Genomic DNA, 12,800 nt, shown 5'->3' on the forward strand with positions numbered 1-12,800 from the left:
CATCCCCTACGAGATCACCGACCGCCGCGCCGGAGACCTTCCGGCGTTCTGGGCAGACGCCGCCTCAGCCCTCGCCGACCTCGGCTGGTCCACCACCAAAACCGTCGACCAAATGTGCGAGGACCACTGGCGCTGGCAGAAAAACAACCCGAACGGCTACGCCTCCTGAGCCCAACCCCGTCGATTGCTCCATAACTGCCGTTTTGGTGCCCCAAAAAGGCAGTTACGCAGCAATGGATGGCGATTAATGCGGAACGGCCGCCCACCTGTGAAAGGTGGGCGGCCGTCGTCGTTGCTACTTTCAGCGGGCCGGGTAGTCCCGCTCCGGCTCGCCGATGTACAGCTGGCGCGGGCGGCCGATCTTGGTGTTGGGGTCGCTGATCATTTCGCGCCACTGGGCGATCCAGCCGGGCAGGCGGCCGATGGCGAAGAGCACGGTGAACATCTTCTCGGGGAAGCCCATGGCCTTGTAGATGAGGCCGGTGTAGAAGTCCACGTTCGGGTAGAGCTTGCGCTGGATGAAGTAGTCGTCGCTCAGCGCTTTCTCTTCCAGGCGCATGGCGATGTCCAGCAGTTCGTCGTTGCCGCCGAGCTTCTCGAGGATCTCGTGGGCGGTGGCCTTGACGATCTTGGCGCGCGGGTCGTAGTTCTTGTAGACGCGGTGCCCGAAGCCCATGAGGCGGACGCCGTCCTCCTTGTTCTTGACCTTCTCCATGTAGTCCTCGGGCTTGAGGCCCTCGGCCTGGATCTGGCGGAGCATCTTCAGCACGGCCTCGTTGGCGCCACCGTGCGCGGGGCCGAAGAGGGCGTTGATGCCGGCAGAGACGGAGGCGAAGAGGTTGGCGTTGGAGGAGCCCACCAGGCGCACCGTGGAGGTGGAGCAGTTCTGCTCGTGGTCCGCGTGCAGGATGAGCAGCAGGTCCAGCGCCTTGACGATGACGGGGTCCAGCTCGTACTGCTCGGCGGGCAGGCCGAAGCTGAGGCGCAGGAAGTTCTCCACCAGGTTCATGGAGTTGTCCGGGTACAGCATGGGCTGGCCGATGGACTTCTTGTGCGCGTAGGCGGCGATGACCGGCAGCTTGGCCATCAGGCGGATGGTGGAGACCTCCACCTGCTCGGCGTTGAACGGGTCCAGCGAGTCCTGGTAGAACGTGGACAGTGCGGAAACGGCCGAGGACAGCACCGGCATGGGGTGCGCGTCGCGGGGGAAGCCGCCGAAGAAGCCCTTGAGCTCTTCGTGGAGCAGGGTGTGGCGGCGGATCTTCTGGTCGAACTCGTCCAGTTCCGTGGGGGTCGGCAGGTTGCCGTAGATCAGCAGGTAGGACACCTCGAGGAAGCTGGAGTGCTGCGCCAACTGTTCGATGGGGTATCCGCGGTAGCGCAGGATGCCGGCATCGCCATCGATGTAGGTGATTGCCGAGGTGGTTGCTGCGGTGTTCATGAAGCCGGGGTCGAACGTCACGGCACCGGTCTGCTTCAGCAGCTTGGAGACGTCGTAACCTTCGTTCCCTTCAACAACCTGGATGCGCGGGAGCTTCAGCTCGCCACCTGCGTGGAGCAGGGTCGCAGCATTGTTGGTCTCAGTCATGGAGTCCCCTTCATGAGGCGCCTTTGGCCTCTGTCGAAAGCTTGATCCAACATCAGGTGAGCCGCGCACTGCACCTGAGGACACAGGTTCCAACACCCGGGCTGCCTTCTTGTAGAAAGCCACCATTGATCAGTTAAAAAGTACCGCTCCTTGGCGGGTGTCACTAATCCGCGACAGCGCCACAAGGCCTAAAATGCAGCCGATGTGACGCGAGTCACAGGATTGTTACTTGGCGTCCCGCCCTGCGAGCCTGCCCACTGCTGCGTCGATCCGCTCGTCGGTGCCGGTGAGGGCCACCCGGACGTACCCGTTGCCTGCTTCTCCATAAAAGACGCCGGGGCCCACCACGATGCCGCGTTCGGCGAGGCGCGACACGGTGTCCCACGTGCCCTCCCCCGCCGTCGACCAAAGGTACAGCCCGGCGTCGGACTCCTTGATTTCCAGGCCAAAGTCCAGCAGTGCGGGCACCAGCCGCTCACGCCGGCCGCGGTACAGGTCCTTCTGGGCTTCGACGTGCGCGTCATCCCCGAGGGCAACGCGCATGGCTTCCTGGATCGGGTAGGGCACGATCATGCCCGCGTGCTTCCGGCTGTTGACCAGGTTGGGCATCAGGTCCGGATCGCCCGCCACGAACGCAGCCCGGTAGCCGGCAACATTGGACTGCTTGCTCAGTGAGTACACCGCCAGCAGGCCCTGGTGCGATCCGCCGGCCACGCGCGGGTCCAGGATGCTGGGGACAGGCTGGCCGCCGCGCTGGACATCCCATTCGCCCCAGCCCAGCTCCGCGTAACACTCGTCCGAGGCCACCACGGCGCCCAGTTCGCGGGCCTGCTCCACCAGCGTCTTCAATGAGTCCGCATCCCGCACGCTGCCGGTGGGGTTGCCGGGTGAGTTCACCCAGATCAGCCGGACCCGTGAACGGGTCGCCTCGTCGAGTTCGTCCAGGTTGTCCGTGGCCACGGAGGTGACGCCGGCCAGGGTCGCGCCGATATCGTACGTGGGGTAGGCCACCTTGGGGCGGATGACGACGTCTCCGGGCTTCAGGCCGAGCAGCAGCGGCAGCCACGCCACGAGTTCCTTCGAACCAACCGTAGGCATGATGTTGCGTGGATCGAGGCCTGTCACACCACGGCGCCGTTCGAACCAGCCCGCGATTGCTTCGCGCAGGGCGGGCGTGCCGTGGACCGTGGGGTAGCCCGGGGCGTCCGCAGCGGCCTTCAGGGCGTCCTGGATCAATGCCGGCGTGGGGTCCACGGGCGTTCCGATGGACAGGTTGACGGCTCCGCCGGGGTGCTCCGTTGCCTTCGCCAGGTACGGCGCCATGGCCTCCCACGGGTAGTCGGGCAGATCCAGACCAAACGGGTTCACTGCTGCGGTCACTGTCGTCGACCGGTCAGTGGTCTTGGTTCTGCGGGGGCAGCGCAGCGATCATCGGGTGGTCCTTGCCCGTGTTGCCGATCTTGGCTGCCCCGCCCGGGGAACCGAGGTCATCAAAGAACTCCACGTTGGCCTTGTAGTAGTCGGCCCATTCGTCGGGGGTGTCGTCCTCGTAGTAGATGGCCTCCACCGGGCATACCGGTTCGCAGGCTCCACAGTCGACGCATTCGTCCGGATGGATGTACAGCGAACGCTCGCCCTCATAGATGCAGTCGACGGGGCATTCTTCAATGCACGCCTTGTCCTTGACATCCACACACGGCTGCGCGATTACGTACGTCACGTCCCTGGCCTCTCCACGTTGGGGTTCCGGCGTCCCGCCGGCTCTTGCATCCGGCGGCACGGCCGGAGTCTGACATCTGAGCCTATTATCTCCCAGCCGGTTACCGCGAACCTAGCCGGGACCCTAGTATGAACTGGTGAGTCAGCCAGTACCCCCGCCCGCCCGGTTCCTTTCCTCTGCGGCACCGGGAATCCGGGTAGTGGTGCGGTACCGGATCGAAGACGGTTTCACCGACGCGCTGGGGCACCTGGTGGCGTGCGACGCCGGTTCCTGCACCGTCCGAACCCGGCAGGCCGACGTCGTCATTCCCCTTGAACGCGTGGTGGCCGCGAAGGAAGTGCCGCCGGCTCCCCCGCGCCGCCGCCCGGCCGCGCACTGAGCAAGCCTGTCGCTGCGCAGGGACTGTCCCCGCGCCGCGAGCCACGCCTTCACTGCGCACGTCGGTACGTCGCCAGGGCCTCTCGAACCATCCATACGAACTCCCCGGGCTCGTTCAGGAGCATTTCAAAGGTCACGCGAAGGGACGGAACGCCCGTGACAACGGTAGCGTTCCACCGGCGCCTGTCCTCCCGGTACGCTGCGCGGTTGCTATGGTGGGCGAGACCGTCCGTCTCGATGCCCAGCAGACCGTCCACCAGGAGATCCAGGTGTCCCATCCTGGAATGCTGACCTGAAGTTCGACGGTCAGCCCCGGGGCGCCCAGCAAAAGAGCCAGGTGCAAAACTGTCGGGCGCAGTGACGGCGGATCTCACTGCGCAGCGGCTGCCCCTGCGCACTGTGGCGTCACCTCACGGGGCCTGCCGGAACGCAGAATGCCACCGGCAAGGTGCCGGTGGCATTCTGTTCGATCAGGGCTTTGCTAGGCCTTGGCGCGGGCGCGGTTGGCCTTGGCACGCTCGTTGGAGTCGAGGATGACCTTGCGGATGCGGATGGCTTCCGGGGTCACCTCCACGCACTCGTCCTCGCGGGCGAATTCGAGCGACTCTTCGAGGGTGAGCTCGCGCGGCGGCGTCAGGTTCTCGAAGGTGTCCGAGGAAGCGGCACGCATGTTGGTGAGCTTCTTTTCCTTGGTGATGTTGACGTCCATGTCGTCGGCGCGGGAGTTCTCGCCCACGATCATGCCTTCGTACACCTCGGAGGTGGGCTTGACGAAGAAGGAGCCGCGCTCCTGCAGGTTGATCATGGCGAACGGGGTAACAACACCAGCACGGTCGGCAACCATGGAGCCGTTGGTGCGGTATTCGATCGGTCCGGCCCACGGCTCGTAGCCCTCGGAGATGGAAGCTGCGATGCCCGCGCCGCGGGTGTCGGTGAGGAAGCGGGTGCGGAAACCGATCAGGCCACGGGCCGGAACGATGAATTCCATGCGGCACCAGCCGGTGCCGTGGTTGGCCATGTTGGTCATCCGGCCCTTACGTGCTGCCATCAGCTGCGTCACGGCGCCCAGGTATTCCTCGGGCACGTCGATGGTCATGTGCTCCATCGGCTCGTGGACCTTGCCGTCGATGGTCCTGGTGACCACCTGGGGCTTGCCCACGGTGAGTTCGAAGCCTTCACGGCGCATCTGCTCCACGAGGATGGCCAGCGCCAGCTCGCCACGGCCCTGGACTTCCCAGGCGTCGGGGCGCTCGGTGGGGAGCACCTTGATGGAGACGTTACCGATCAGTTCCTTGTCCAGCCGGTCCTTCACCTGGCGTGCAGTGACCTTGGCACCCTTGACCTTGCCGGCCAGGGGCGAGGTGTTGATACCGATGGTCATGGAGATCGCGGGGTCGTCAACGGTGATCAGCGGCAGCGGCTGCGGGTTTTCGACGTCGGTCAGGGTTTCACCGATGGTGATGTCCTCGATACCGGCGACGGCGACGATCTCGCCGGGGCCGGCAGACTCCGCGGGAACACGCTCCAGAGCCTTGGTGGCGAGCAGCTCGGTGATCTTGACGGTCTTCAGCTCACCGTTCTGGCGGGCCCAGGCAACCTGCTGGCCCTTGCGGAGGGTGCCGTTGTAGATGCGGAGCAGCGCGAGGCGGCCCAGGAACGGGGAGGCGTCCAGGTTGGTGACGTGCGCCTGCAGGACACCTTCCGGGTTGTAGGTGGGAGCCGGGATGTGCTCGATGATGGTCTTGAACAGCGGCTCAAGGTCCTCGTTGTCCGGGGCGGAGCCGTTGGCCGGCTGCTCCAGGGATGCGCGGCCAACCTTGGCGGCGGCGTAGACGACCGGAACTTCCAGGACCTTGTCCAGGTCCAGGTCCGGCACTTCGTCGGCCAGGTCGGATGCCAGGCCAAGGAGGAGGTCCATGGACTCGTGCACCACTTCGTCGATGCGGGCGTCCGGGCGGTCGGTCTTGTTGACCAGCAGGATCACCGGCAGGTGCGCGGCAAGGGCCTTGCGGAGCACGAAGCGGGTCTGGGGCAGCGGGCCTTCTGAAGAGTCAACGAGCAGCACAACGCCGTCAACCATGGACAGGCCGCGCTCGACCTCGCCGCCGAAGTCGGCGTGGCCGGGGGTGTCGATCACATTAATCGTGATGGTCTCGCCCTTGGAGGACGGACCGTTGTAGGCCACCGTGGTGTTCTTGGCCAGGATGGTGATGCCCTTTTCGCGCTCCAGGTCACCGGAGTCCATCACGCGGTCTTCGAGGTGGTTGTGCTCGGCAAAGGAGTTGGTCTGCTTGAGCATGGCGTCGACCAGGGTGGTCTTGCCGTGGTCAACGTGGGCCACGATCGCGACGTTGCGCAGGTCACTGCGCGATGCAGTGGCTACCGCAGTGTTGGTGGTGGTTTCAGACATGCGTAATGGCTCGATTCAGTGGGTCAGCTGTAGCATCGCGACATTTCCAACTGGAACGCACGACGGATCCGGCCCTTAACACAGGGCACCTTGCTCCATTCTAGCCGGTGTGCCATTTATTGGCCTAAATTCCCCGCGGACTCCCGGCGGCCGGGACCGGCATGCCGGGAGGCCGGATAGCCGGGCTGTGATGAAATTCACTCGCAGCCACTGCCTCGTGGCATGATTGCTGTGACTTAGACCACCACTGCCGGAGACAAAGATGCCGCCAGCAACGGGCCGCACGCGCCCCGCCCCTGCCAGGGCGTCAGCCCTTGTGTTGGCTGCCGCCCTCAGCTTTTCGGGGATGGCCGGACTCACCGGTTGTTCCGCTTCCGCTTCGCCGTCTGCCCTCCCGGCCAATGCGGCAGGAACCCTGCCCGGCGGCGCCGGGGCCACGACCGCAGGCGCAACCGGCGTGACAGCAACCGCCAAAGTCCGGAACCCTTCCAACGGCCGGCTGGAGGCAGTGGTGCCCGACGTCGCCAGGACCGTCCTGCTGATTGGCGATTCCCAGTCCGAACCGGCGGACGGCTGGCCCCGCGTGGGCCTCGCCGCTGCGGGGTACAACGTGTACTTCTGTGGCCGGGGCGGCACGGGGTTCGTTGCAGCCAACGGGTCCACCGGTAATTACGTCGACGCGCTGCTGCGGGGCGACTGGCAGCTTCCCTCCGGCACCCCGGCGCTGATCGTGGTTGAAGGTGGCGGCAATGATGCCGCCAGCGGAGCGGCCAACGCCCGGATCGTGGAGAACGCGGAGCGCCTCATCGCTGAACTGCAGGGCCGTTACCCCGGAACGCGGGTGGCGATGATCGGCACCCTGGCACGTGGAAAGGACGACGGCGGGGGTCGCCGCAGCGAGGTGGACTCGCTGTTGGGTTCCGTGGCGGCAGCGCACGGCCTGCCCTTCGTTTCCGTGGGCGACTGGCTGACCAGGTACGGGCTTGAGAAGGACCTGGCTGACTCGGTCCATATGAATGCCGACGGCCGCAGGGCGCTGGGAAGCCTGCTGGAGCGCAGGCTCCGCGAGCTGGGGCTGGACCGGAAGATGACGCCGGCGCCGGACCAGGCTCCCCTGGCTGCGGTCCCTGCCACGGGCAGCCCACTTCAGGACTGACCACGGCACCCGGGCGCCGGGAGCGTTCCAACAAGCAAAAGGAAACGGCTGGAGCCGGAGCCCGAAGGCCCCGGCTCCAGCCGTGATCCGTGCTGCTGCGCTACGCGACCTCTGGCGGAAGCATCAGCTTGGCACCCGGGATGGCGTTGAGCAGGGCCTTCGTGTAGTCCTGCTTCGGCGACTCGAAGACCTCGTCCGTGGATCCGGTCTCCACCAGGCGTCCCTTTTCCATCACGCAGACGTGGTCGGCGATCTGCCGGACCACCGCGAGGTCGTGGGTGATGAACAGGTACGTCAGCCCGAGGTTGGCCTGCAGGTCGGCCAGCAGGTTCAGCACCTGGGCCTGCACCAGCACGTCCAGGGCGGACACCGCTTCGTCACAGATGATGACCTCGGGGTCCAGCGCCAGCGCACGCGCAATGGCAACACGCTGCCGCTGCCCGCCGGAGAGCTCGTTCGGGTAGCGCTGCATGGCGGACTGGGGCAGTGCCACCTGGTCCAGCAGGGTCCTGACCTTCTTCTCCCGGCTCGCCTGGTCACCAATCTTGTGGACCCGCAGCGGCTCCTCGATGGTGCGGTAGATGTTGTACATCGGATCCAGCGAACCGTAGGGGTCCTGGAAGATCGGTTGGACCCGCCTGCGGAACTTGAACAGTTCGGCAGGCTTCAGCGCCGAGGTGTCCACGCCGTCGAACAGGATCCGGCCGTCCGTCGGCTTCTCCAGCTGGAGCACCATCTTGGCCACGGTGGACTTGCCCGAGCCCGACTCCCCCACGATCGCCGTCGTGGTGCCGCGCCGGACGTCGAAGCTCACGCCGTCAACGGCAGCGAAGTCCGTTGCCTTGCCCAGCCCGGAGCGGAGCTTGTAGACCTTCCGCAAGTCCTGGATCTGCAGGAAGCTGTCCTGCTTCACCGTTTCGGCGGCAGGCGCCAGCAGGTCTGCGGCCTCCACGCCCTGTTCCTTGGCGACCTGGATGCGGCGGCTGGCGAGCGAGGGTGCCGACTCAACGAGGCGCTTGGTGTACGGGTGCTGCGGGTTGCGCAGGAGTTCCAGCGAGGGGCCCGCTTCTACGACGCGGCCCTGGTACATGACCACCACTTTGTCTGCGCGCTCGGCTGCCAGCCCCAGGTCGTGGGTGATGAGCAGCACGGACGTGCCGAGCTCGGTGGTCATGGTGTCCAGGTGGTCCAGGATCTGCCGCTGCACGGTCACGTCCAGGGCCGACGTCGGCTCGTCAGCAATCAGCAGGCGCGGCTGGCAGGACAGGCCGATGGCGATCAGGGCCCGCTGGCGCATGCCGCCGGAGAACTCGTGCGGGTACTGGTTGGCCCGCCGCTTGGAGTCCGGCAGTCCGGCCTGGGACAGCACCTTGGCGATATCGTCCGGCCCGCTGGGCCGGCCGTTCGCGCGCAGCGTTTCCCGGACCTGGTAGCCGATCTTCCACACCGGATTCAGGTTGGACATGGGGTCCTGCGGAACCATGCCGATGGTGTTACCGCGCAGTTCGATCATGCGCTGCTCACTGGCATGCGCAATATCCTCGCCGTCCAGCAGGATCTGGCCGCCTGACACCCTGCCGTTGTTGGGCAGGAGCCCGATGGCCGCAAGCGCCGTGGTCGACTTGCCGGAGCCCGACTCCCCCACGATGGCCACGGTCTCGCCCGGCATGATGGTCAGGTGGGCGTTGCGCACCGCCTGGACTTCGCCGCCACCGGTCTTGAAGGTGATGGCGAGGTCGCGGATTTCAAGCAGCGGCCGCACGCCGGCGGTCCGGGCCTCGTCGATGCGGACGTCTGGAGTTGTCATCTCTTTATCTCTCATCGCTGGCGGCTCTTCGGGTCAAGGGCGTCGCGAACGGCGTCGCCCAGCATGATGAAGCTCAGCACGGTGATGGACAGCGCCGCGGCCGGGTAGAGCATGATTTCCGGCCGGGTCCTGATGGACGCCTGCGCACCGGCGATGTCATTGCCCCAGGACATGATGCTCTGGGGCAGGCCGATGCCCAGGAAGGACAGGGTGGCTTCGGCGACAATGAACACGCCCAGTTCCAGCGTCGCCAGGACGATGATCGGAGCCAGGGCGTTCGGCAGCACATGGCGCAGCAGGGCGCCGAACTTGGAAACACCCAGCGCACGCGCCGCCGTCACGAAGTCGGCGTTGCGCACTTCGATCACCGCACCGCGGGTAATGCGGGCCATCTGAGGCCATGCCAGGAGCGAGATGACGAAAACCACCGTCCAGACGCTCTTGTTCTCGCGGAACAGGGGCAACTGGGTGATCACCAGCGCACCCAGGACGAGCGGCAGGGCGAAGAAGATGTCACCGAGCCGGGCGAGCACGGCGTCGATCCAGCCGCCGTAGTATCCGGCGAGGGCGCCGATGGTCACGCCGATCACCAGGACGCACAGCACCGAGAGCACACCCACGGACAGCGAGGCCTGGGTGCCGTGGATGACGCGGGAGTAGACGTCGCAGCCCTGGAAGGTGAACCCGAAGGGATGCCCCGCGGTCGGCCCGCCTTCGGAGTTGGCCAGCTCGCAGTTCTCATTCGGCGGCACCGAGGAGAAGAGCCCGGGGAACAGGGCGATCACAATGAGCATCAGGATGAGGATGGTCGAGATGATGAACAGCGGACGACGGCGGAGCTTGCGCCAGGCGTCGGCCCACAGGCTGAGGGGGGCTTGGTCAGTCTTGACCGCGTCCGTGGCCTGCAGCGGCGTCTCATCGATGGGTGCCACGAAGTGGCTGTTGTTACTGGTCATAGCGGATCCTCGGGTCAAGCCAGGCGTACAGGAGGTCGACGAGCAGGTTGGCCACGACGAACACCAGCACCAGCACGCTGACGATGGAGACGATCGTGGGGCCTTCGCTGCGGAGGACAGCCTGGTAAAGCTTGTTGCCGACTCCCGGTACGTTGAAGATGCCTTCAGTGACAATGGCACCGCCCATGAGGCTGCCAAGGTTGGCGCCCAGGTAGGTCACCACCGGAATCAACGAGTTGCGCAGGATGTGCGCCAGCACCACGCGGGGCCGGGACAGGCCCTTGGCAGTGGCCGTCCGCACGTAGTCGGCGTTCATGTTTTCGCTGACCGACGCCCGGGTCAGCCGGAGCACATAGGCGAACGATACGAGCCCCAGGACCACCGCGGGAAGCAGCAGCGTGCCCCAGTTCGCGTTCGCACCCACGGTTGGTTTGGCCCAGCCGAGCTGCACGCCAAAGACAAGCTGGAAAACAAAGCCCAGGACGAAGGTGGGCACTGCGATGACCACCAGCGATGCCACCAGGACGGTTGAATCGAACCAGCCGCCGCGGCGCAGTCCGGCGAAGACGCCGAACAGCACGCCGAAGATGGCCTGGATGGCCAGCGCCTCGATGGCGAGCATCGCCGTGACGGGGAAGACGCGGGCCAGGCTTGCCGCAATCGGCTGCCCGGTGAAGTCGTTGCCAAGGTTAAAGGTGAAAAGGTTCTTCAGGAACAGCCCGTACTGGACCCAGAACGGCTGGTCCAGGTTGTACTGGCTGCGCAGGGTGTCGATCACGGCCTGCGGGGGCTGGCGGTCGCCGAACAGCGCCGCGATGGGATCGCCCGGCAGGGCGAACACCATGTAATAGACCAAAAGGGTGGTGCCGAGGAAGACAGGGATCACCTGGAGCAGTCGGCGCAGGATAAACCGGAGCATAGGATCACCTGCTTTCCGGAAGGATGCAAAACGGGTTCATGGGTGCCTTCCTGCCGATGCAAGCCAATGGGGGTCCGGCCGTAACCGAACCCCCATCAGCCTGTCGGCAAGTTAGATCTGGTGACTACTTGGCGGTGATGCCGTAGTAGAGAATTTCACCGTTCCAGCCGGTCTCGGCCTTCACGACGTTGTTGCTCCACACGATCGGACGAGCCTGGTCCCAGAGCGGCAGTCCGGGAAGGTCCTGGAACAGGATTTCCTGCGCCTGGTTGAACTTGGCGTTGGCCTCTTCCGTGCTCTTCGCGGCCAGGCCCTCCTTGAGGAGCTTGTCGAACTCCGGGTTCGAGTACTTCTCGTAGTTGGAGGATGCGCCCGTGGCCCAGACCGGCCCCAGGAAGTTGTACAGCGACGGGTAGTCACCCTGCCAGCCGGCGCGGGTCAGGCCCGGCAGCTGCTGGGACTTGCGCAGGTTCAGGACCTCTGCGAACTTGGCGAACGGCTGGATTTCGGCCTGGATGCCGAGGTTGTTCTTGAAGCCGTTGGCCACGGCGTCAATCCATTCCTTGTTGCCGCCATCGGTGTTGGAAGCAATCTGGAGCGGCTTGGAGTTGTCGTACGGCTGGATCTTTTCAGCCTGGGCCCACAGGTCCTTCGCCTTGGCGGCGTCGAACTTCAGGACCTCGCTGCCCTTGATGCCTTCCTTGAAGCCATCGATGACCGGCGGAGCGTAGGCCTTGGCCGGGGTGCGGGTGCCGTTGAAGACCACCTTCGCGATTTCCTCGCGGTTGATGGCGTAGGACAGTGCCTGGCGGCGCAGCTTGCCGGCTTCACCCTGGAAGTTCGGGTTGTAGCCCGGGATGTTCAGGGTGGAGTTGGTGGCTACCGGCTTGGTGGCGTTGCGGTCCGGGAAGTCGTTGACGTAGGTCTTCAGCGCGTTGGACGGCAGGACGTCCGTGATGTCCAGGTTGTCCGACTGCAGGTCGGTGTAGGCGGGGCCCGGATCGGTGTAGAACTTGAACGTCACGCCGCCGTTCTTGGCGGGGCGGGTGCCGTTGTAGTCAGCGTTCTTGACCAGCGAGATGGACTGGTCGTGGACCCAGGAACCCTGCTTCTCGAACTTGTAGGGTCCGTTGCCGACGGGGTTTTCACCGTAGGTCTTGGGGTCTGCCAGTGCTGCGGAAGGCAGCGGGTAGAAGGCGGAGTAGCCCAGGCGCAGGGACCAGTCCGCTTCAGGCTGGGCCAGCTTGACGGTGATGGTGGAGTCATCCGTGGCCTGCAGGCCGGACATGGTTTCTGCCTTGGGCGCCGGGGTGCTGGTGGACTTGCCGCTGGCGTCGGTGGACTTGGTAACAGCCGACACGTCCTCGTAGCCGGCGATGGATTCAAAGAAGAATCCGTTGTTCTGCAGGTTCTTGGAGTTGGCGGCGAAGTTCCAGGAATCCACGAAGGTCTTGGCGGTGATCGCCTCGCCGTTAGTGAACTTCTGGCCCTGCTTGACCTTGATGGTCCAGTTCTGCGCGTCGGAGGAGTCAATGGATTCGGCAAGCGCGTTGACTGCCTTGCCGTTCGCATCGTAGCTGCGGAGGCCTTCGAAAAGCAGGTTTACGACGCGGCCGCCGTAGACCTCATTGGTGTTTGCCGGCAGCAACGGATTTTGTGGTTCGTTGCTGTAGGCGGTGATGACCTTGTTCGGGTCGCCGGCAGCGTTGCTGGCCCCGTCGGTGCTGCCGCCGCCGCCGGCGCCGCACCCGGTCAGGGCAAGCGTGGCGGCCGCCACGATGCCCAGTGCTTTGGAAGTGCGCGTAAAACGCATTCCGCCTCCTATGAGTTGTGGGAGATGTAACGGGAATTGTGCTTCCCCGCAGG

11 protein-coding genes and 1 pseudogene are annotated in these 12,800 nt (G+C 65.2%); 3 read left to right on the plus strand and 9 right to left on the minus strand.

Going from position 1 to position 12,800, the window contains the following annotated elements:
* A pseudogene (locus tag AC3IMC_RS18975) lies at positions 1-169 on the plus strand (UDP-glucose 4-epimerase GalE); the annotation flags it as partial.
* Between the two features lie 132 nt (positions 170-301).
* On the opposite strand, the gene AC3IMC_RS18980 reads toward AC3IMC_RS18975, so the two are convergent.
* The 3 genes from AC3IMC_RS18980 to fdxA form a co-directional block, all read right to left on the minus strand.
* Entirely contained in the window at positions 302-1,588 is a 1,287-nt protein-coding gene (locus AC3IMC_RS18980; protein WP_221386582.1) for a citrate synthase, read from the minus strand.
* Between the two features lie 225 nt (positions 1,589-1,813).
* Positions 1,814-2,968, minus strand: coding sequence for a succinyldiaminopimelate transaminase (dapC, locus tag AC3IMC_RS18985; RefSeq protein WP_490920340.1), 1,155 nt, complete (start codon positions 2,966-2,968; stop codon positions 1,814-1,816).
* A gap of 13 nt (positions 2,969-2,981) precedes the next feature.
* On the minus strand, positions 2,982-3,308 hold the full coding sequence (fdxA, locus tag AC3IMC_RS18990) for a ferredoxin (protein WP_009356972.1): 327 nt from the start codon (positions 3,306-3,308) through the stop codon (positions 2,982-2,984).
* A gap of 136 nt (positions 3,309-3,444) precedes the next feature.
* Between fdxA and AC3IMC_RS18995 the strand changes: the two genes are divergently transcribed.
* Entirely contained in the window at positions 3,445-3,687 is a 243-nt protein-coding gene (locus tag AC3IMC_RS18995) for a putative acetyltransferase (RefSeq protein ID WP_490920342.1), read from the plus strand.
* Between the two features lie 49 nt (positions 3,688-3,736).
* On the opposite strand, the gene AC3IMC_RS19000 is transcribed toward AC3IMC_RS18995, so the two are convergent.
* Positions 3,737-3,964 carry a hypothetical protein gene (locus tag AC3IMC_RS19000; RefSeq protein WP_490920343.1) on the minus strand — a complete coding sequence of 76 codons (228 nt, stop codon included), beginning with the start codon at positions 3,962-3,964 and terminating at the stop codon, positions 3,737-3,739.
* A 203-nt stretch (positions 3,965-4,167) separates the two neighbouring features.
* Positions 4,168-6,096: a translational GTPase TypA gene (gene typA, locus AC3IMC_RS19005; RefSeq protein ID WP_490920344.1), complete on the minus strand. Its 1,929-nt coding sequence runs from the start codon at positions 6,094-6,096 to the stop codon at positions 4,168-4,170.
* A gap of 262 nt (positions 6,097-6,358) precedes the next feature.
* On the opposite strand from typA, the gene AC3IMC_RS19010 reads away from it, so the two are divergent.
* A complete protein-coding gene (locus AC3IMC_RS19010; protein WP_490920345.1) occupies positions 6,359-7,252 on the plus strand; it encodes an SGNH/GDSL hydrolase family protein in 894 nt (297 codons plus the stop codon).
* Positions 7,253-7,352: 100 nt separating this feature from the next.
* Here the strand turns inward: AC3IMC_RS19010 and AC3IMC_RS19015 are convergent, their stop codons facing one another.
* The 4 genes from AC3IMC_RS19015 to AC3IMC_RS19030 all read right to left on the minus strand — a co-directional run bounded on the left by AC3IMC_RS19015 (position 7,353) and on the right by AC3IMC_RS19030 (position 12,747).
* Positions 7,353-9,059, minus strand: coding sequence for a dipeptide ABC transporter ATP-binding protein (locus AC3IMC_RS19015; RefSeq protein WP_490920346.1), 1,707 nt, complete (start codon positions 9,057-9,059; stop codon positions 7,353-7,355).
* A gap of 11 nt (positions 9,060-9,070) precedes the next feature.
* Positions 9,071-10,015: an ABC transporter permease gene (locus AC3IMC_RS19020; RefSeq protein WP_461857436.1), complete on the minus strand. Its 945-nt coding sequence runs from the start codon at positions 10,013-10,015 to the stop codon at positions 9,071-9,073.
* Positions 10,005-10,934, minus strand: a complete 930-nt coding sequence (locus AC3IMC_RS19025) for an ABC transporter permease (RefSeq protein ID WP_221386574.1) — start codon at positions 10,932-10,934, stop codon at positions 10,005-10,007. Before AC3IMC_RS19025 ends, AC3IMC_RS19020 begins: the two co-directional genes overlap by 11 nt.
* 124 nt (positions 10,935-11,058) lie before the next feature.
* Positions 11,059-12,747, minus strand: a complete 1,689-nt coding sequence (locus tag AC3IMC_RS19030; RefSeq protein WP_490920347.1) for a peptide ABC transporter substrate-binding protein — start codon at positions 12,745-12,747, stop codon at positions 11,059-11,061.
* Positions 12,748-12,800: the final 53 nt, after the last annotated feature.

This window comes from Arthrobacter sp. E70 (assembly GCF_058266945.1).